The 20,803-nt window shown below is 40.1% G+C and carries 19 protein-coding genes; 11 read left to right on the top strand and 8 right to left on the bottom strand.

Annotated elements, in window-relative coordinates; translation table 11 throughout:
• Positions 1–57: 57 nt before the first annotated feature.
• Entirely contained in the window at positions 58–468 is a 411-nt protein-coding gene (locus ACNSN2_RS11955; RefSeq protein ID WP_010387575.1) for a nucleotide triphosphate diphosphatase NUDT15, read from the top strand.
• Here the strand turns inward: ACNSN2_RS11955 and ACNSN2_RS11950 are convergent.
• Entirely contained in the window at positions 465–1,226 is a 762-nt protein-coding gene (locus ACNSN2_RS11950) for a substrate-binding periplasmic protein (protein WP_109874165.1), read from the bottom strand. The genes ACNSN2_RS11955 and ACNSN2_RS11950 overlap by 4 nt on opposite strands.
• 94 nt (positions 1,227–1,320) lie before the next feature.
• Positions 1,321–2,319, bottom strand: a complete 999-nt coding sequence (locus tag ACNSN2_RS11945; RefSeq protein WP_138570381.1) for an AraC family transcriptional regulator — start codon at positions 2,317–2,319, stop codon at positions 1,321–1,323.
• 96 nt (positions 2,320–2,415) lie between these two features.
• Here ACNSN2_RS11945 and ACNSN2_RS11940 point away from each other — a divergent pair, with 96 nt between their 5' ends.
• Together ACNSN2_RS11940 and ACNSN2_RS11935 are read left to right on the top strand one after the other, a co-directional pair.
• On the top strand, positions 2,416–2,859 hold the full coding sequence (locus ACNSN2_RS11940; protein ID WP_418607488.1) for an SRPBCC family protein: 444 nt from the start codon (positions 2,416–2,418) through the stop codon (positions 2,857–2,859).
• Complete coding sequence (locus tag ACNSN2_RS11935; protein WP_418607486.1) at positions 2,856–3,680, top strand: sterol desaturase family protein; 825 nt, start codon at positions 2,856–2,858, stop codon at positions 3,678–3,680. The genes ACNSN2_RS11940 and ACNSN2_RS11935 overlap by 4 nt, the downstream gene beginning before the upstream one ends.
• Before the next feature lie 70 nt (positions 3,681–3,750).
• Here ACNSN2_RS11935 and ACNSN2_RS11930 read toward each other — a convergent pair whose 3' ends face one another.
• From ACNSN2_RS11930 to ACNSN2_RS11920, 3 genes are all read right to left on the bottom strand, one after another.
• Positions 3,751–5,940, bottom strand: a complete 2,190-nt coding sequence (locus ACNSN2_RS11930; protein WP_418607484.1) for a fasciclin domain-containing protein — start codon at positions 5,938–5,940, stop codon at positions 3,751–3,753.
• A gap of 144 nt (positions 5,941–6,084) precedes the next feature.
• On the bottom strand, positions 6,085–6,468 hold the full coding sequence (locus ACNSN2_RS11925; protein WP_075169786.1) for a hypothetical protein: 384 nt from the start codon (positions 6,466–6,468) through the stop codon (positions 6,085–6,087).
• Positions 6,465–6,833, bottom strand: a complete 369-nt coding sequence (locus tag ACNSN2_RS11920) for a hypothetical protein (protein ID WP_418607482.1) — start codon at positions 6,831–6,833, stop codon at positions 6,465–6,467. Before ACNSN2_RS11920 ends, ACNSN2_RS11925 begins: the two co-directional genes overlap by 4 nt.
• 219 nt (positions 6,834–7,052) lie before the next feature.
• Here ACNSN2_RS11920 and ACNSN2_RS11915 point away from each other — a divergent pair, with 219 nt between their 5' ends.
• Positions 7,053–7,472 carry a VOC family protein gene (locus tag ACNSN2_RS11915; protein ID WP_010387589.1) on the top strand — a complete coding sequence of 140 codons (420 nt, stop codon included), beginning with the start codon at positions 7,053–7,055 and terminating at the stop codon, positions 7,470–7,472.
• A 54-nt stretch (positions 7,473–7,526) separates the two neighbouring features.
• Here ACNSN2_RS11915 and ACNSN2_RS11910 read toward each other — a convergent pair whose 3' ends face one another.
• A complete protein-coding gene (locus ACNSN2_RS11910; protein ID WP_010387591.1) occupies positions 7,527–9,107 on the bottom strand; it encodes a diguanylate cyclase in 1,581 nt (526 codons plus the stop codon).
• 129 nt (positions 9,108–9,236) lie between these two features.
• Positions 9,237–10,115, bottom strand: coding sequence for an AraC family transcriptional regulator (locus ACNSN2_RS11905; RefSeq protein ID WP_418607480.1), 879 nt, complete (start codon positions 10,113–10,115; stop codon positions 9,237–9,239).
• Between the two features lie 185 nt (positions 10,116–10,300).
• Between ACNSN2_RS11905 and ACNSN2_RS11900 the strand changes: the two genes are divergently transcribed.
• The 5 genes from ACNSN2_RS11900 to ACNSN2_RS11880 all read left to right on the top strand — a co-directional run bounded on the left by ACNSN2_RS11900 (position 10,301) and on the right by ACNSN2_RS11880 (position 17,750).
• The gene (locus ACNSN2_RS11900) at positions 10,301–11,446 is read left to right on the top strand and encodes an iron-containing alcohol dehydrogenase (RefSeq protein ID WP_138570388.1); all 1,146 of its coding nucleotides are present in this window, start codon (positions 10,301–10,303) and stop codon (positions 11,444–11,446) included.
• A gap of 188 nt (positions 11,447–11,634) precedes the next feature.
• Positions 11,635–11,949, top strand: coding sequence for a hypothetical protein (locus ACNSN2_RS11895; protein WP_418607479.1), 315 nt, complete (start codon positions 11,635–11,637; stop codon positions 11,947–11,949).
• A gap of 172 nt (positions 11,950–12,121) precedes the next feature.
• On the top strand, positions 12,122–13,375 hold the full coding sequence (locus ACNSN2_RS11890; RefSeq protein ID WP_418607477.1) for a TolC family protein: 1,254 nt from the start codon (positions 12,122–12,124) through the stop codon (positions 13,373–13,375).
• Positions 13,372–14,601 (top strand): efflux RND transporter periplasmic adaptor subunit, encoded by a 1,230-nt coding sequence (locus tag ACNSN2_RS11885; protein ID WP_418607475.1) that lies wholly within the window; start codon positions 13,372–13,374, stop codon positions 14,599–14,601. Before ACNSN2_RS11890 ends, ACNSN2_RS11885 begins: the two co-directional genes overlap by 4 nt.
• Positions 14,602–14,609: 8 nt before the next feature.
• On the top strand, positions 14,610–17,750 hold the full coding sequence (locus ACNSN2_RS11880; protein ID WP_418607474.1) for an efflux RND transporter permease subunit: 3,141 nt from the start codon (positions 14,610–14,612) through the stop codon (positions 17,748–17,750).
• Between the two features lie 62 nt (positions 17,751–17,812).
• On the opposite strand, the gene ACNSN2_RS11875 is transcribed toward ACNSN2_RS11880, so the two are convergent.
• Positions 17,813–19,048: a TMEM143 family protein gene (locus tag ACNSN2_RS11875; RefSeq protein WP_418607472.1), complete on the bottom strand. Its 1,236-nt coding sequence runs from the start codon at positions 19,046–19,048 to the stop codon at positions 17,813–17,815.
• Positions 19,049–19,236: 188 nt separating this feature from the next.
• Between ACNSN2_RS11875 and ACNSN2_RS11870 the strand changes: the two genes are divergently transcribed.
• Both ACNSN2_RS11870 and ACNSN2_RS11865 read left to right on the top strand, forming a co-directional pair.
• Positions 19,237–19,821 carry a YqaA family protein gene (locus ACNSN2_RS11870; RefSeq protein WP_016900491.1) on the top strand — a complete coding sequence of 195 codons (585 nt, stop codon included), beginning with the start codon at positions 19,237–19,239 and terminating at the stop codon, positions 19,819–19,821.
• 71 nt (positions 19,822–19,892) lie between these two features.
• Entirely contained in the window at positions 19,893–20,792 is a 900-nt protein-coding gene (locus ACNSN2_RS11865; RefSeq protein WP_418609068.1) for a GGDEF domain-containing protein, read from the top strand.
• Positions 20,793–20,803 lie beyond the last annotated feature (11 nt).

Genomic DNA, 20,803 nt, shown 5'->3' with positions numbered 1-20,803 from the left:
AAGTTCCAACTAATGTAAAATGTTTCAGTAATTAATGAAGAGTAAATGGATATAAGAATGAATCAAATGGTCAGAGTAGGCGTTGCAGTAATAGTAATGCATGATAATAAAATTTTACTCGGTGAACGGATAGGCGCACATGGCGCAAATACGTGGGCAACCCCTGGAGGGCATTTAGAATTTGGCGAAACGGTTGAGCAATGCGCTGTGCGTGAAGTAGTAGAAGAGACAGGGCTCAATGTCACTAATATTCGTAAACTCGATTTTACCAACGATATTTTTAGCGCAGAGAACAAACATTATATTACCTTATATGTGCAAGCAGACTATGAAGGTGGAGAGGTTATAAATAAAGAGCCTCACAAATGTTTACAGTGGCGTTGGTGCGATATTAATGACTTGCCCGCACCTTTGTTTATCTCATTAAAAAATTATCTAGCACAGAATACCTTGCCCGCTGAGTATTAAAGGTTTTTTGGCATAGGAAGTTGCCATTTATTTAAAATTTGCTGATATTCACCACTTTCCTTGATGGCATTTAACCTATCGCTAATAATTTTTGCTGTGTGTGAGTCAAGCTGATTACTGGCTGCAAAATGCAAAGAAGAGGGTAACTCATCTAAATGGATGCGTTTTGAAATTAAATTAGGGTCGAGCCCAGTACGTTTTAATTCGTTTTCAAGTGTGAGCGTATTAGTAACAACAAAGTCGATGCGATCTTTATATAGCATTTTCCAGAGTTGCTGGTAATAACTGACTAATACTAGGTTTTCATTTTCAGTAAAACCTTTGGCTTCTAAATAGGCCTGCGCAGAGTAGCCGCGGATCGTAGCTACTTTGTATTCTTTAGCGAAGTTTAAATGAATCACTTCATCTTTATGGCTGCGTAAGCTAACTAGGTATGCGTCTGCAAAGTAAACTTTACCCAACCACTTAAATTGATGATGCCTGTTTGGTGTTTTTAGCAGTGACAGCATAATGGCATTAGGATTGGCTCGTTGCTGTTGAAACATGCGCGCCATCGGCATTATTTCAAACTTTGCGGTTAAAGCGGTGCCTTTTAATACTGCTTTAGCGATATCAACTAACGCGCCCTGTGTTTCACCTTGAGGGTTTTTAAAATGATAAGGCGGTAAATCTTCAGCGATAAAGGTAACAGGGGTGGCGTTGCAGAACGCACTATAAAAAACCAAAACAAAAACAGTTAACATCATACGCAAAAGCATAAATAATTGTCTTTAAAGCAATATCATGAGTCTAGTGTAAATAAAATTAGTAAAAAGGTATATGGTAAGTGTGTTTTTTAAGTAAAGGGAATGTTTAATTATTGTTTTTTATAAATTGGCGAGGTGAACAATGATACCAGCGCTTAAAAGCACGATTAAAAGAGCTTTGATCGTTAAATCCCAGCATAAATGCGATTTTATTTAATGAATAGTGGGGAATATAAGTTAATAAACGTCGTTTTTGCTCTGCTTCAAGCAACGCGGCAAACGTGGTTTTTTCTTTTTTTAGATGGCGCTGTACTGTGCGTGGCGTCATATTTAAGGCCGCAGCTGTCCTAAGTAAAGAGCAATCTTGTAAGTCGTGTTTTGACATTAAAATATGATTAATTTTTTCTGATAATAACTGCTGACTTTTAAACTGGGATAGCTGTTGCTCTGACATTTGCTTAAGCATTGCGTTGATTTGGCTATTATCGGTTTTAAAGGGCAGGGTTAAGTAATTACTTGGAAACTCGATTTGATTAAAGCTAGCTCCAGCTTTTACTGGGCAATTAAACCAATTAGTTAATCTGTGTTGTTCGGTGTTTGAAAAGTGTGTTGAAAAATACACACAGCTAGGTGAAAGCTCAGGATTAAGTAGTTGGCGTACCACACTGACCCATGCGGTCATATTTCGTAAAACAGCCTGTGAACTACATTGTGGATCGGCTACCCAAGTTACTTTACACCGTGTTTTTTGTTGCTCAAACTTGGCGCGACCAATATTAGCCACAAGGCTGTCGTAATTAAGTAGTGCAGTAATAGCACTGGCTAAATTAGTACTCGATTCAATTAAATACCCCAATACACCAAAATCAGCGGTGCGTATTTGTTTTCCTAATTCAAAGCCAAATAAGGGATCGTTTAACGCCTGTTGTGCATAGCCAAGCAACGCATTGTAGCTTTTTAAGCTGATACGCGGCGCCAATTGTTGTGACTGTTTATTGGTATACTCGTTAAAATCAATAGCGCTTAAAGCCACTTGGCTATCTAAGCCCTTGGCTTCAAGATAATCCAAACAGCTACAAAAGTAATGATCGGCTAAGGTTTTCATTTGTCGCCTAAAGCTAAAAAATAGTCATCTAATCGCAAGTTTGCCACGGCATATTTTTATATGCTAGTGATCTATAAAAATAATAGGGTGAAGGTCATGGTAAAAATAAAGGTTAAGCGTACTGTGGCAGCAACGCCTGAGCAAATACGCAGCGTATTACTAGCACATGCCGATTTAGGACGGTTTTTTAATGCCCACTTTACACTACTAACACCACAAGAGCCGGGTGAAATAACTGGCGGGAAAGGCACGATTAGAGAAATTAAAATGCAAGGCACTACCTTTAAAGAGCAAATAATAGCTGCAGATAACAGTCATATTAGTTACTGTATTATAGGCAGCAAGCCCGTTGCACAGCATCGTGGTGATATTTACTTAAATGCTAATAACAAAGAACCATCGCTCACTGAGGTTAATTACCATATTCGCTGCGTTGCACCTTTATGGCTACCCGATTTTATACTGGCTTTTTTTATAAAAAAAGATATTAGTCAAGCACTTAAAAAAATATCCCGTTACTTTCAGGAGCGTGTTGTATGAGCATTGAAATTATTTTACTTGCACTGAGCCCTATTTTTTTACTGTTTGTTGCTATTGAGTTTATTAAATTTAGGCGTTACTACGATATAAAAGACAGCTTTGCCAATGCGTTACTGGCTTTATTACACCAAGGTGCTGATGCTATTGCGTTAATTGTACTAATGCCGTTTTTTTACTGGCTGTATCAGTTTCGGTTATTTGATATTGAATTGACAGTACTAACTGTATTAGGTGCCTTTGTATTGCAAGACTTTTTATATTATTGGTTTCATCGTGCATCACACCATATACATTGGTTATGGGCCGCTCATGTCGTACATCATAGCTCTACAAAAATGAATTTTACTACTGCGTTTAGACAAAGTTTAATGTATCCACTTGCAGGTATGTGGCTGTTTTGGATGCCTATGATATTACTTGGTTTTGAGCCTGTGATTGTTTTTGCTGTGGTTGCCCTTAATTTGGCATATCAATTTTTTGTTCACACCCAAGTGGTAAAAAAGCTGGGTTGGTTTGAAAGCGTATTTAATACTCCATCACATCATCGGGTTCATCACGCTATTAACAATGGCTACTTAGATAAAAACTTTGCAGGGGTACTAATTGTTTGGGATAAGTTATTTGGCACATATGTAGAAGAGGATGAAAACAAGCCTTGTAAATACGGAATTATTGGCCAACTACACAGTAATAACCCAATCAAAATTACTTTTCATCAGTGGCAGCATCTCGTTAAAAGTACCTACAGGGCAAACGGGTTAAAAGCTAAATTAAAAGTTGTATTTGGTTATCCAACAAGCTCTCAAAGTAGTAATAAGTAAGCCTATTTTTGAATAAAAAAGCCAGGAGTAAATAGCATCACTCCTAGCTTATCTCACAGTAAAATTTAATTTATTTGGCCGTTGTGATCACTGTATCTATCAAGTGAACAACCCCATTACTTGTATAAATATCAGTAGTTGTTACATTGCTACCCGCTACTTGTAATGATGTAGCCGGTAAGCTTACTTGCCACCAAATATCGTTCACAGCTTGGCCATTATTCTGACCTGCTGCCGTATCACCTGAGAAGGTATATAAAGGACGACCAAGATAAGCGACTTGCATGCTGTCATCTGAGCGAGCAATTAACGATAAACCTGGCACATTTTCAATTGATGCTGCAGTACCAAGAACCGGTGGCCACGTTGTTGCACAAGCTGCTTCACACGTACTCATTGCCTCGCCTAAATCATTATCAAATACATAAACTGTTTTGCCTGGCATGGCGTCGGCCATACCCGTTACTAAACGATTATTAGTTGAATCGTAAGCAATGCTGTCTGTTGCTGTGTTTTCTGTGCTGGTAAAGTCTACGATGTTTATGCTTAGCATGTTATCAGCAAGGGTGGTCACCGTTTTACCATTGGCTGCAAATGCATCAGTACTGCCCACTTGAGCGCCTAAAACATGTTGAGTCAGTACACCTGTTAGTGCTGTCGTGTCAGCCAATAAAGCCTCTAAATCAGCCGTAGGAATTTTGCTAAATGCAGCATTTGTTGGTGCAAATACCGTAAATGATTGAGTGGTATCGTTAAAGGTATCTACTAGTGATGCTGCTTGTAGTGCAGTGACCAAAGTAGATAATGCGGGTGTTTCAGTAGCCACAGTAGCAATTGTTTTAGTCGGAGTCCCAACTTCTGCCGGTGGCATAATCACTTTATTTAATACATGAATCACGCCGTTACTGGCGGTTACATTTGCCTCTGTGATTGCCGAATCATTGATAAATAGTGAGCTGTCTACATAAGAAATAGCTGCCATGTCGCCATTGGCCATTTCTATCTTGTTGCTGTTACTATTGGCAATACTTACTGCGTCATCTGATAAAACTGTTGCGTCAGGAAAAACATGGTACAGCAAAATATCACGAAGCGTATCAGTATCAGCCAGTAGCGCATTAATTGTATCCTGACCGAGTGCAGCAAATGCAGCGTCTGTAGGAGCAAATACACTAAAAGTATTATCTGGGTCGGCAACTAGTGTATCTAAGCCTGTTGCTGTTAGAGCCGCGAGAAGAGTCGTAAAGTTACCATCAGCGCTCGCTATGTCAGCAATTGTGTTAGTACTTTGAGGTAAAGTAACATCAGAAATAATAACCGAATCAATTACATGAATGACACCATTAGTGGTCATAATATCTTTTACTACAATATTGGCTCCGCCAAACGATAGCATGTTTGTTTCTGCGTTTATCGCCACTGGAAGGGTATTGCCAAGTAGCGTTTCTGCTGATTGACCGTTAAGAGACATTGCAGTAACAGAATCAACTGATCCTACAAGCACATGCTGCTTCAAAATATCGGCTAAAACGGTGGGATTAGCCAGTAACGTGTTTAAAAAGTTGCTACCAATTGCCTCGAATGCAGCATCCGTAGGGGCAAATACGGTAAATTCTGATGATTCATCGGCAAGTGCTGAAGTAAGGGATGCAGCATCAAGAGCTGCAAGTAATGTACTAAAATTGCCAGCTTGTTGAGCTGTTTCAATAATATTATTAGTTGGTGCTGTTTCTGGCACTGTTTTTGGCGTGAGCACCGCGTCAATAACATGAATGATTCCGTTGTCGGTCACAATGTCGGTCATTGTTACTGTGCTGGTATTTACTAATAAATTCTCACCATTTAAAGATAAAGCAATGTTTTGCCCGTTAACAGTCTCAACAGTGCTACCCGCTAAGCCAATAGCTGTTTGCGCGTCTACTCTGCCAGCGATCACATGATAAGTTAAAATAGAACTTAGGGTGTCTGTATCAGCTAATAAGCTATTAATGGTCTCTTCGCCTAATAATGCGAATGCATCATCGGTAGGGGCAAATACAGTATAGCTGGTAGTTAAATCATCGAGAGTTTCATCTAGACCGGTTGCTTCTAGTGCTGCAACAAGAGTGGTGAACTCTTCAGAGTCCTGTGCGGCGTCAAAGACTGAGACGGCAGGTTGTGGGTCTACAGTTACTGGAGCGTTGTTATCGTCATCACTACTACAGCCTTGAATCAGTAACAAGGGAAGTATGATAGCACCGAGCTTAAATACTTTATTCATAATTGTTCCTTTAATCGAATGTTACAGTGTTACAGCTTTGTGAATACTACGAAGCTATTAACAGTGTTGATCAAAAAAACATGGGTTATTTTTATACAATTTAATAGGTGTAAGATTTTATTGAATTTTTATTCAAGAAAACGTTTAAATTTTAGTTTTTTTACTGCGTGGTGCGCCAAGTAAAATAAATACATGGCAAATACACACAGATAGAAATGCACTAATTCCCAAAGCGCCACCAAAACCATCAAGAATAGGCACTAGATAGGCAAAAAACAGTGAAAATATAATTGCTGAACTGGCAAGCGTATACACACCAAAACGGTGGGGAGCACTCATTCCAATAAATGTGCCGCCAAAAAAGACGATGCTATATAGCTCAGCGTTAAGGCTCAGCTGCGCAAAAATCAAATAGGCAATAATCGATAGAGCTGCAGAGGCTCGGATCCCATCAAAGCGATTATGTTTAGCCAAGTAAAAGGTTAAAAACGCCCCTAGCAAAGCAAGTAGCGGATAAATAAGCATCATATTACTAACTCCTTGGCCAAAACAAATAAGGCGACGCTAGCAAATGCAATGCTACCTAATCGTCCGCCAAACCCCGCAAATACATTAATGGTGAGTGTGTATAAAACAGCACCAATGGCAGAAATAATCGCAATTTCCCAGTATTCATTAATTAAACTAGTGGAGCACATACCGGCAAAACTGCCTGCATAAATAGCTGAATAGGGATGGTTTTTGTAATCTTCAGGGAATGGAATAAATGAACCGATAAGCCCCGTTAAACCGGCAGATACAACAATAGGCAATGCGAATGTGGTATGCATTAAAAAACACGACAAGCAGCCGATAAAAAAGGTGATGAATTTTAAAAGTATGAATTTAGTCATGGCGCGCACATCATAATGTATCAGTTTTAGCTTTAATAGTTAAAAACTGATATTTAAGACTAAAATCGATAAACCACAGCTAAAAGGTGAATTATTACTGTTGAAAATTAGCGATATGCAATGAATGACTAAAAATAACACTGTTAATGTTCTATAAATTGCAAATTATGTATAATGCAGCATATTTCATATATTAAAAGTTATAACCTAAGGTAATTTATGTCTAACTGTTTACATCTGGCTATCCCCGCTGGCGATCTTGAAAAAGCGAAAACGTTTTACTGTGACGTACTCGGCTGTAAAACCGGCAATAGTGAAGCGGGACGATGGGTAGACATTGATTTTTGGGGTAACGAATTAACTCTACATCAAAGTGTTGAGCGTTTACCTACGGTACGTCATGATGTTGATATGGGTGCAGTGGCTGTTCCACACTTTGGTATTCATTTATCAGAAAGTGAGTTTCAAGGATTAAAGCAACGTATTGCTGATGCCGGTCTTGAATATTTAGATAAACCTTACCGTCGTTTTGTTGGTGATGAGTTTGAACAAGAAACGTTTTTTATTGAAGATCCTAACGGTAACGTGCTCGAAATGAAAACTATGGTTAATCCTGAGGTTCTATTTAAAAAGGGTTAAGCTAAGGCTATAGCAGAGCTAGCCTTACTGGCTAGCTCACGTTTTTTTATGCTTTTAAACGGCGGCTACTACTATTTTTTCAGCTTGCTTTGCTTTTCTTTGCAATTTCTGTTTATACATTGCTTCATCACCTGCTTTTAAAACTGTGTCTAAGTTATCGGGTGGCTGAGTATAGCTAGTTTGCCCAACACTGGCGTAAATAGAAATGGTATGGCCCTGATGCTCTATAGTTAACTGGTTTAATTTTTGTTCTAAGGTGTTAACTCGCTGGTTAATTTTTTCGTTGCTATTAAACAATGCCATGGCCACAAATTCATCGCCCCCTAAGCGACCAACGGCATCTTCACTGCGCATATGTTGACTAAGAGACTCTGCAACTTTGCACAGTACTTTGTCGCCCACATCATGACCATAAGTATCATTAATTGCTTTAAAACGGTCTAAATCTATGTATAAAAAGCACAAAACGCCTCCTCGTTGCTTATGCTCTGCTAGTAAGTCGTTTGCTTTTAAGCTCCATCCGCGACGATTGTATATATGGCACAAATGATCAAAGTTAGCGTGTCGTTCAGCCTGTTTTTTTGCATAACTCAATCTTTGAATTCGTCTACCGACTGCAATAGCAAGTAATAAAGATTCAATTGTAAACGCAATAACAAATCCATAGCGTTGAATGAACGGGCTGTAATCGGTTAGTAGTACCCTAAAAATCATACTAATACACACACTTGCCAGTGCTATAAATACCAAGCTTGCTTCATTAACACCGTACTTTGTTTGTATGGCGCTGAGGATAAAAATAGTGATGACAATAAATAATGATAAATAGCCTGTTACTGCAGAGGTAATATTGGTTATAAGTGGTAGATCGAGCGCTATTTTTTGTAAGCATAAAGTCAGTACGCATAAGGCGGCTACTTTTAGTGTATTACTTATCTTAGGAAAGTACTTAGGTAGCTCCAATATAGCGCTCATAAACCATGTAGCACTCACTATAGTTAAACCGATACTTAACGTATAAAAATGGCTAACGTACGCAGAGTAGTGCTGTTGTGTAAATAAATAAGGCTGTCCTTCTTGAAAGAATATAAAGCTAGCGATGCAAAAAATATAAATGCCATACAGTTTAAAAAGAGGGTCTTTTATGCCGTGACCTATAATTAGTGCATAAAAAATAAGCGTGGCGCAAAGACCATAAAAAATGCCAAAAATAAGGTTGTAGCGTTGAATTTTTTCGACAAAAGGCTGTGTATCTGACCAAGTAAAGCGTGGGGTATAAGCCGCAGAAGTGGTAATCATAAGCTGTGCAGTAAAAACGCCTGGGTCCATTAAAATTGCCATCTGATTGGTTTTTAAAGGTGTTTTATATGCTGAATTTTGCTGCCACGAAAAGTCTTTAAGTGCAGGGCGAGTAAATGAAAATACCCCGCCTTGCTTTAAGTTACAGCTTAATTCAAGATGATTAATACCATTTTTAAGTTTAATATTTGAGGCAACTTCTTTGGATAAAGACACCGAAGTATTGGTTGCTCTTGAGCTGAGCTGACAACGTTCTTGCGCATAAGTAACGCTACTAAATAGCATAGCAAAAGCGCATATAAAAATGCTAAACCTAACCACCTGAGCGCCTAACATGCTAAAAACTCCTTGTCTTTATCGTACAATATATCATTACTAAGTAGACGAATACTTTTAAGTCATATTAACAAAGTCTAATGATAAAGTATTTAAATAATGACTTGCGCAAAAGTAAGTTAGTTTTAATCACACATGTATTTCACTGGGGGCTTTGTTGAAATGGCGTTTAAACTCACGGCTAAATTGTGACGCACTGGTGTAACCTACTTTAAATGCGGCCTCATTTGCTTTACTGCCAGAGGTGGTTATTAATTCTTTTGCTTTAGCTAAACGCACTTTTTTTAAATACTGCAAAGGGGATTCAAACGTAACTTGTTTAAAGGCACGATGAAAAGATGACACACTCATGTTCACTTCTTCAGCTAAGTGCTCTACGGTAATAGGGCTTGCATAATCACTATGTAATGTTGATAAGGTACGCGCTATGCGTGCGTAATGGCCATCGTGCATTGCAAGTCCAATTAAAGTGTTGCCTTGAGGGCCACACAGCACCCTATATACTAATTCTTTAACTATATCGTCACCAAATACCTCAGCCTCAAGCGGATCGTTTAACACTGTTAACAGTCGATGGGTAACTTGCTCCATAGCTAAATCTAAAGTGGCGCTTTGTACGGCTCCGCTTTGTGTTAAAGGAGTTAAAATAGGCTTATGTTGCATCATTTGGTTAACCAGTTTGTGCAGCATGGCTGGGTTTATATCAATTGCTATACCCATTACTGGTAAATCGTTATCAGTAAACGCTTCACATTCTAGTGGTACGGGCACTCCCAGTACTAAATAATCGCCTGCACCATACTGTATTTGATGCTCAGGGAAGTGAATAATTTTATGTCCTTGGCCAACAATAATAATACCTGAATTATAAATAAGCGGCTGACGCGCTGAGCTTTTGGTGGCGCGATGAAAGTACACCCCTGGAATAATTGTTTCCATGGTACCTTCAAAGTTGAGCAACTTATTATGCTCTGCGTATTGTTGTAACAAAGTGGCGATGGTTGTCATAAGAGCGGCTTAAATTAACGGTATTTGGCGTAAAATAACAACGCTGATAGTTTTAGGCAAGCTTTTGGTAGCTATTAGGCTTTTTATATATGTGCTATGCCACTATTATGCATCCATCAACACTTTATTTATTTAAGAATTGATAAGGTGCTTAGTAATTAACCGTCCCCTTTAGGAGCAAAATAATGAAATTTAGCTACGTAAATCCCACTTTAATTCAATTTGGTCAGCAACAAATTGCCGCACTTACTGATTTGATCGCAAAAGATCAAAAAGTATTAGTTGTGTACGGTGGCGGCTCTATTAAAAAGAACGGCGTATACGATGAAGTTGCAGCAGCACTTGAAGGTTTTGATTGGGTAGAGTTTTCGGGCGTGGGTGCTAACCCAACAATTGAAGTGTTAGACCAAGCAGTAAAAATTTGTAAAGAACAAGACATCGATTTCGTATTAGGTGTAGGCGGCGGCTCTGTAATAGACGGCGTTAAATACATTGCAGCATCTGCTGTATATGATGGCGAAGGTTGGGATATCCCTACAGGTAAGCACACAATTACCAGCGCATTACCTATTGGTGCCGTATTAACGCTACCAGCTACAGGTTCTGAATCTAACCAAAACTCGGTGGTAAGCAAAGAAGCAACGAAGCAAAAACTACCGTTTGCATCTCCAGAAGTATTACCAAAATTTGCCATTATGGACCCTGATGTAATGAAAACATTACCGCAGCGCCAGCTTGTAAATGGTTTAGTAGATGCATGGGTACATACCTGTGAGCAGTACCTAACATTCCCAGAAGGTGCACTTGTTCAAGAAGGTTATGCAGAGGCACTGTTAAAAGCGCTTAAAACATTGGGTGATAACTTTGAAAACCAAGACGATGCATGGCGTGCAAACCTTATGTGGGCTGCAAACCAAGCACTTAACGGCTTAATTGGTTCTGGCGTATCGCAAGATTGGGCAACCCACATGATTGGCCATGAGCTTACAGCTGCTTACGGAGTTGATCATGCACGTTCACTGGCTATTGTTCAGCCTTCTTTACTGCGCAACCAATTTACAGTTAAAAAAGCAAAACTAGAACAAATGGGTAAAAACGTATTTGGTCTTGCACAAACAGATGATTTAGCAGAGCAAACAATTCAAGCAATTGAAGCGTTTTACCACAGTCTTGATGTAGCCACTGAGCTTACTGAGCATGGTGATGACAAAGCGGCTGCCATTGATAATATTATTGGCAAGCTTGAAGCGCATGGCATGGTTGCCCTTGGTGAAAACCAAGCTATTACGTTAAAAGAAAGCCGTGAAATTTTAGAGCAAGCGGTTGCTTAATAATGATTAATCTCGACCCCTAACATTTGTTAGCGGCTTTTTGCAGCAAAATAAGATTGAATGAAATAAAATTTTATTTTGCTGCATTACTTTTTTTGATGTTTTCAGGTACAGTATTGAAGAAAATAATATTTAGATGAGTAATGAGCTTATCTAATCGTGTGTTTCAATAGGGAATTCGTTTAACTGTGCGTTCAAATCGTTTTTTAATTGTAATGTTACTTGTGCTTGTGCATAGCTTTATAAGCTGTGATGGCGCCGCGTACCATTTACAAGAAGACGTTGACCACATAAATAGCTCATTTTCGCAAAGTAGCGAAACTGCTGATGATAACGACAGCGCCCCAACAGCAGAAATACATGCCCACCAGCATTGCCACAGTGGCTATAGCCACAGCTCAAATCACTCAATAACTCCCGAGAAAAGTAAACCAACTTTAGCGATATGCTATCACGGCTTACATTATCCACCAGACGTACCGCCACCGAATTCATTTAGCTAGTTCTTAATTTAATTTCAATTAATTACTGTGCTTTTAGCTGCCTACACATAAGTGTTTTATGGGCCGTTATAGGCATGTTTAGATTGCTGAGCAATTTACACTGTCGCTATCTTTTGCGTAGGTTGTGAATGGTTTGCAAGTGAACTCTGTTTATTAAAAACGGACAAGTTATATGAATAAAAAATCAATTATGTTGGTGGTGATGCTGTGCACGCTGCCTGCTTTTAGTGCGTTTGCAAATGTTAAAACACTAACTCTAAAACAAGCGTTGATAAATACCGAGCAACAAAATCCGCTATTAAAACGCTACCCTTATCATCAAAAAATACTCAGCGCGCTTAAATCTCAAGCTGCTCTTTCGCCTAACCCTATCTTAAATATAGAAGCTGAAAATCTGCTGGGGACAAACGATGCACGTGGTGTGCAAGACGCTGAAATAACCTTGGCATTTAGCCAGCTTATAGAGCTTGGAGATAAACGCCAAAGCCGTATAAATTACGCTACGGCAAACATTAAAGCCCAAGCAATACAATATCAAAATACCCGTTTAGCCTTATTGGCAACCACCGGTGAGCGGTATTACGAGGCGCTTAAATTTCAAACTTTACTTTCTCTCAATAGCGAACGACATCAGGTTGTAAGCCAAGCACTTAAAGCAATAACGCAACGAGCTGATGCCGGCGCTGTATCGCAAGCGGATGTAACCCGTATGCGTTATGCACTAAGCCAAGTTGAGCTTGATAAAGCGAAGCTAAATAGCGAATTTGAGCGAGCACGTTTATCGCTCAATGAACTGTGGAGTGAGCAACATGGCTACACGGATTTAGCAGGAAATATGACTACCCTAATACCGCTTAAATCTGAGCAAACGTTACTCAATGCGGTTAACCAAGCCCCTGACTTTGCTATGTTACAGCAGCAATACTTACAGCAAGCGGCTAACTTAACGCTGCAAAAAGCCAATGGGGAAAGTGACATTAATGTAGGTGCAGGCGTGAGCTACAACCAGCAAAACAATACCAGTTCGTTGCTGTTTTCGTTTTCAATGCCGTTGCAATTGAGTAACTCAAATAGCGGTAATATTGAAGCGGCTAATAGTCAGTTGGCATTGTTACGTGAGCAGCAAGGACAGTTACGGGTTCAATTACGTCAGCAAGTTCGTACTTTGTACGCCTATTACCAAGGTAAGACGTTACAGGCACAGTTGTTATCTGGGCAAGTTATTCCCCAAGCCCAAACACTCATTGAGCAAAGCTTAAAAAGCTATCAACGCGGACAAATTTCGGTGTTGCAATTACTCGATGCTCAACAAGCCCTTTTTGACTCTAAACGCGCGTTGATTAACACATATGCAGCGTTATATCAGACCCACCTCGCACTTGAGCGTTTAACTGGCCAATCTTTAACTGAGACTTTTCAATCATGAACAACACTTTTATCGCATTATTAGTATTTCTCTCGTTTGTAGCTAGCTTAACAAGCACACATGTATTTGCCTCAGCAGAACATGACCAAACAGAGCAAACCCAAAAACAAGGTCCACACGGCGGCTTTTTATTAACCAACGAAAAGCTCACTCTTGAGTTAAAGCTGCAAGAATTGGCAGGTAAAGTTGAGCTGCGCGTATATGGTTATGAGCAAAAACAGCCGGTAGATATAAACGATTTAAGTATAGAAATGAACTTAAAACGCTTAGTAGAAGCGCCGCAAAAAATACAATTTACCCGTGAGAATGAGTACCTTGTTAGCACGCAATCGATAAATGAGCCACATTCATTTGAGCTTTTGATTACTGCCAATTATAAAGGTGAGCGCGTTAGCTTTGAGTACTCTCAGCACGAAGGCCAAACTGTGCTTAGCGAGCGAGCAATTAAAGGCGCGGGCATTAAAACAGAGATAGCACAAAGCGGCGAGGTTGATATTTCCGACACGCTGTTCGGTGTTATTACACCTACACAGCATGGCACAGTAGAAATTATGGCGCCATATACCGGATTGATCAGCGATATTTTTGTCAGTATTGGTCAAACCGTTCAAAAAGGCGATGTACTGGCCAGCGTCACCAATCGCGAAACTTTGCAAAACTACAGCATTAAAAGCCCTATTAGCGGTGTGGTAACCGAACAATATTTAAAGCGTGGCGAACTGGCAAGTACTCGTGCGCTAATGCAAGTCGTGAACCTTGATAAAGTATGGGTTGAGCTCTCAGCCTTTCCTGAAAACATCGAAAATCTAGCCATTGGTCAAAGCGCCACGGTGTACGATTTACATCATCATTTAACCGCCCAAGGTAAGGTGTTTTTTATAGCGCCTATGATGACCGGCGGGCACATTGCACGTGCCCGTATAGCGCTTAATAACCCTGATGGTCATTGGCGTCCGGGCATGCATGTTAATACTGATGTCAGTATCGATAAGGTTAATGCTAACGTGCGTGTAAAGCCTGAGGCTATTCAAGAGTTTAACGGCATGGCGAGTGTATTTGTGCGTAAAAATAATGTGTTTGAAGTACGCCCAGTTACTTTAGGCGCAAAAAGTAGTGAGTGGGTTGAAGTCATCGCGGGTTTAAGCCCTGGTAGCGAGTACGTCACAACCAATAGCTATGTGATCAAAGCCGATATTTTAAAAAGCGGCGCAAGTCACGCACACTAGGAGGTACCATGATTAACTGGATTGTTTCTTTTGCGGTTAAACGCCGCATGATGGTACTGGCACTGACATTTTTATTTGCTGGGTTTGGTGTGTATAACATCCAAAACTTAGCGGTAGATGCTGTACCCGATATTACCAATGTACAAGTGCAAATTAATTCTAAAGCGCCTGGTTTTACGCCGCTTGAAGTAGAGCAGCGTATTACTTACTTAGTCGAAACGGCGATGGCAGGTATTCCTAAGCTTGACTATACCCGTTCACTTTCTCGCTATGGGCTTTCTCAAGTAACCATTATTTTTGATGAAGGCACCGATATTTATTGGGCGCGTCAACAAATTGGTGAGCGTATTCAAAGTATTCGCGCTGATTTACCTAATAATGTTGAGCCAAATCTTGGACCTATTGCCAGTGGTTTAGGTGAAATATTTACCTATAGCGTGCATGCAAAACCCGATGCGTTAAAAAGTGATGGTATGCCTTACAGCGCCGAAGATTTACGTACTTTACAAGACTGGGTTATTCGTCCGCAGCTTTTAAAAGTAAAAGGCGTAACCGAAATAAATAGCCAAGGTGGCTTTGAGCGCCAGTACCAAGTTGCGCCCATACCAGAAAAGCTCATCGCTTATAAGCTAACAATCAAGGATGTTATTAGTGCACTTGAGCTTAATAACAGCAATCGCGGAGCCGGTTATATAGAGCGCTTTGACGGCCAATATTTAGTGCGCTCACCTGGGCAATTAAAAACATTAGCGGATATAGCAAACACCGTTATTGCTAAGCGTGATGATGCTCCTGTACGAATTAAAGACGTGGCAAATGTATACTTAGGAAAAGAACTCAGAACTGGCGCGGCTACTTATAATGGCGAGGAAACCGTATTAGGCACGGCGATGATGCTAATTGGTGAAAATAGCCGTGTGGTTGCCAAAGCCATGGCTGATAAGCTTATACAAGTACAAAAAAGTTTACCTGCAGGGGTTATTATTGAGCCTGTTTATGACCGCACCAATCTGGTTGATAAAACCATCGCCACAGTACAAAAAAACCTGTTTGAAGGTGCGGTATTGGTCATCGTCATTCTGTTGTTATTGCTTGGGAATATCACTGGTGCGCTTATTACCGCCATGGTTATTCCGCTGAGTATGCTATTTGCTATTACTGGCATGGTGGGTAATCGAGTCTCGGGTAACTTAATGAGCTTAGGTGCAATCGACTTTGGATTAATTGTTGATGGCGCGGTGATTGTGGTTGAAAACTGCCTTCGTCAATTAGGGATGGCTCAACATAAACATGGCCGCTTACTTACACTCAGTGAGCGTTTAGAGGTTGTAACTTCAGCCACCAAAGAAGTGTTTAGCCCCGCAGTATTTGGTATTTTAATTATTATGTTGGTGTATTTACCGCTATTTGCGCTCAGTGGTGTTGAGGGAAAAATGTTTCAGCCTATGGCGTTTACCGTGGTTGCCGCGTTAATAGGTGCACTTATTTTTGCTGTCACCTTTGTGCCAGCAGCTATTGCCGTATTTGTGCGTGGTAAAGTAGATGAAAGCGAAAACGCAGTAATGCGTGGCGTTAAAAAAATCTACAAGCCACTGCTTAGCTTATCGCTTAAATTACCGTGGCTGATGGTGAGTATTGCCACTGTTTTGGTATTAGTGCTTGGCTTTAAAGTTAAAAATATGGGCGCCGAATTCTTACCGCAGCTAGATGAAGGTGACATTGCAATGCATGCGTTGCGTATTACTGGCACCGGTATCGAACAATCGGTGCAAATGCAAAAGCAGTTGGAGCAGGCTTTATTAGAGCAACCTGAAATTGCAAACGTATTTTCAAAGATTGGCACCGCGGATGTAGCCAGCGATCCTATGCCACCTAATGTTGCCGACACTTTTTTAATGTTAAAGCCGCGTGAGCAATGGCCAGATCCGTCACTAAGTAAAGACGCGTTAGTGCAGCAAATTCGTCATCGTGTGAATGAGGTACCGGGTAATAACTATGAATTTACCCAGCCTATAGAAATGCGCTTTAACGAGTTAATTGCCGGTGTGCGTGCCGATGTAGCGCTGCGTATTTACGGTGATGATTTAGCCATACTTAAACAGTTTGGCGAAAAAGCCACTGGTTTAATGCGAAATATTACCGGTGCTACTGATGTACGTTTAGAGCAAATGGAGGGCTTGCCTACACTCTCTGTTACCCCAATGCGAGACCATATGGCGCTATTAGGATTAACCGTAAACAACATTCAACAAACCCTTGCCGCTGCTGTTGGTGGGGTGCAAACAGGGCTAATTTATGAGGGTGATAAGCGCTTTTCGTTATTAGTACGCTTAGATAAGCGTTGGTCTGATGATGTCTCTGTGCTTGCGCGTTTACCTATTGCGTTACCTAAAAGTAGTAACCCTGAGCTTGCATTTGTACCGCTTGGAGAAGTGGCTACAATTAGTATTGAAAAAGGCCCTAATCAAATAAATCGCGAAAGCGGCAAGCGCAATGTGGTAGTAACAGCGAATGTAACAGGACGCGATTTAGCCAGCTTTGTAAGAGATGCCCAAGCGACTATGAACGCACAACTTAACCTACCCAGCGGTTATTGGCTTGAATACGGCGGTACGTTTGAGCAATTACAATCGGCGAGTAAGCGTTTGTCGTTGGTAGTGCCTGTGACTTTATTGCTTATTTTTGGCTTACTTTATAGTGCTTTTGGATCGCTGCGTGATTCACTCATTATATTCAGTGGTGTACCACTGGCACTGACCGGTGGGGTATTGGCATTATTGCTACGAGATATGCCGCTTTCTATTTCAGCGGGTGTGGGGTTTATTGCGCTAAGTGGAGTTGCGGTATTAAACGGTGTAGTGATGTTGTCGTTCATTAAGCAATTACGAAATGAGGGGTTAAGCTTATATTATGCAATACACAGCGGGGCATTGCAGCGATTACGCCCAGTGCTAATGACCGCGCTTGTGGCAAGTTTAGGCTTTATACCTATGGCGCTAAATACCGGTACTGGCGCTGAAATACAACGGCCTTTGGCAACCGTGGTGGTAGGTGGAATTATGTCATCCACTTTGCTCACATTGTTAATTTTACCAGCACTTTATAAATTAGTGCATGCAAAATTTAAAAAGCTGCAAACTAATTACTAATTAGGTAATAACGTAAAAAGCAGCTGAAGTGTCAGCTGCTTTTTTGTTAAGTAAGGAGTTGCTTAGTTATATTGAAATAGGCTATCCCAGCGCTCATCTAATATGGCTTTTGCGCGCTCTAGATTTACCGCGTTATATAGGGTGTTTGTGCAAGTTACTAAATGCATACGTTCAAGCTTTTCAAGCGCGTCGCTAATTTCAAAATCTAGCTCGCATTGGTACTTGCTTTTAAACCACGTCTCTATCTGCTCATCAAGTGCGTGAGCGCTTAAGCCATTTTTAGATTTTAGTAAAAATGAATAAGCGAGTAGGGCTTCTTTAATGTCTTCTTCTTCGGCGGCGTCTATTAGTGTATGAAAAACACCCTCGTTGTTATCTAGGTTTTTAAAGTAAAGATTATCGCTCAGCGCTTTCATAAATTTAATTTTACGGTTTTTAAATTTACTCCACTCTTTAAATACAAAACTGCCAAATACACCAATACCAATGGCTAACGTAATAAAGTGCTGCTGAGTCATGGTAACGACTTTATCACTAAACCCTCCCCAAAATGCAAACAAAGCAAACAATAAAAGTAATGAGGCGCCCAGTTTGGTAACTAACACCACCGCACCGCCAATAAGTGCTGACGAGCCAATAATCACTTTATCAATAGGGCGCATTCGTACTTCGCTATTAGGAAATAGCATTTCTAAGTCAGCTTTTGGCACATTTTGAAATAGTTTTACTATGGTTGAGCTGGGCTCAAACCCCATAGGTAGTTTATTTTTTGATTCAAAATAGGCTTTATCTTTAAAGCGAATAAATACCGCTACGCGGTCGTAGTTGGTAAAATGCAGTGGCTTTTTACGTAACCCCCAAAAGCTGGTTATGGTTTCGGTGAGTTGCGATTCGCCTCTGCGATAAAAGACCACTTCTTCAAAGTCGTCAAACTCTACCTCTAGGCGTACCTTAAAAAGCGATTCTTCGTTGAGTGCATCTTGGAGGTCTTCATTGGTGATCACTTCAAAATTAGCCGCATTTAATACGTTAGCAAAATCTTTAGCAAAATCGCGTTGGCACTGGGCTTTTTGCTCCTTCGAGACAGGAGCTAACGAGCGAGTGTCGCTATTAGGATCAAACGGTGCGTAATTGTTTTTTAGTGACTCAAGGGTTGAGTGGTAATTATAATGAATCAGGCTGGCGAGCACGTCGCAAAACTGTTTGAAAGAGGTTTGTTGTGCACTATCGGCAAGCTCTTGGCTGCACATGCCTATGATATCTTGCTTTCTAAAAGGAATAAAACGCGCAGTTCGCATAATTAATAATTGTCAGAAAAGTATAATGGCATTGAGCAATAATAAAGTACTCTGGGAAGTATTACTATTTTGCCAATGTTAAATCTATAAATAATAAGGCGTTATATTTTCAGGTTAGATTAACCTAACTGTGCGATGATGCCAGTACCCGCTAAAAATATTAATCTCAGTAGTTAAAAGGATGTTTAATGGCTATACAAAAAAAGCTAAAGCAAAAAACGCGTCAGTTTATTGAGTCTAAAAATATGCTCAGCGGTATTACGTTTGCCTCATTTTTAGAATCCACCATAGTGCCCATTCCACTTGAAGCAGTACTGGTGCCATTAATGCAGGCAAGGCGTGAAAAACTGTGGCAAATTGCCCTTATGGCCACAATCGGCTGTGTTATTGGGGCGTTGTTTGGTTATGCGTTGGGTTATTATTTATTTGATGTGATTGGCGATTGGGTTATCAACACATTCTCAAGCCCTGAGCAGTTTGAAAACGTTAAGCAAAAAATGCAGGCACAAGGTTTTTGGTTTGTATTAAGCTTAGGTATTGTGCCTATTCCGTTTCAAATTGCGATGTTGGCCGCTGGTGCAACTAAGTATTCGCTGGCACTGTTTTTAGTGGCATCTGCGATTGCGCGCTCTATACGCTATTTTGGATTAGCGTTAGTGGTATATTATGCAGGCAATCAAGCTGAGCGACTTATCAGTAAACATAAAACTAAAACCATGATTGGGTTAACTATTTTAGTTGCTATTGGCTGGGTTGTCAGCACACTAATATAAATCAATCCGTTTTATAATTTGTGGTATAGTTTTTAATAGTAATTATAAAAATAATGTAAATATCGCCTATGATGAACCCGGAAAAAGTGAGTCTAAAGTTAAGCCATTTTGTTAAAATTACCAGATTAAATAAGCTGTTAATTTTGATGACGCTGGCGTTTATTATCGCTTTCTCAATTTTTTCGTTGATGTACTTTCACCCATTAGACATAACCCAAAACCTCTATGGCTTTACCACTGACTTTATTAATTTAGTGGTGATTTTTGCTATTTTTTTTGTAGTGCAATGTTCACGGTTAGCTAAAAAAGCGTATTTATATGTCAGTATCGGTTTAATGCTATGGATTGTAGGCTCTACTGCCGATGTGCTCGATGAAGTGATACGTCAGCCTTTTTGGATAAGCAATTACGTAGAAGACTTATGTCGCACATTAGGTATGCTAATTACCGCTTATGGTTTATTTAAAACCATGCACTTTATGCAGCGAATGCACAACCGGTTAGCGCAAGAGTTTATTATGGATGATTTAACTAAAGTGTATAACCGTCGCTGCTTTTATCAGCATGTGAAGGGGGTTGTTAATAATCCTTACACTGTTTTAATTATAGATCTCGACCACTTTAAACGTATTAATGACGATTATGGCCACGATGTGGGCGATAAGGTGCTTAAACAGTTTGCTGATAAAGTGAATCGTCTTTTTAAAGATGAAAATATTTTTGCTCGTATAGGTGGTGAGGAGTTTGCCGCTTACCTGCCTAGTTATGAGCTTGATGAAGTACTTAACTTTTCGCAGACTATTCTAGAGACGGCTCGTACTATTACAGTACACAATCAGCGTTCTTTAACGGTCAGTATCGGTATTGCACATCGTACAAGCGATCAGACCTTTGATAATGTAATGAAACGTGCTGATCAAGCATTATACCGCGCTAAAAAAGCAGGCCGTGATCGCCTTGAGGTTGCTTAAACATCGTAATT

The sequence above is a fragment of the Pseudoalteromonas sp. US3C1013 genome (assembly GCF_048401115.1).
Classification (GTDB): Bacteria; Pseudomonadota; Gammaproteobacteria; order Enterobacterales; family Alteromonadaceae; genus Pseudoalteromonas; species Pseudoalteromonas undina.
The sequence above is the reverse complement of the archived record's forward strand: the minus strand, read 5'-3'. Positions and strand labels throughout refer to the sequence as shown.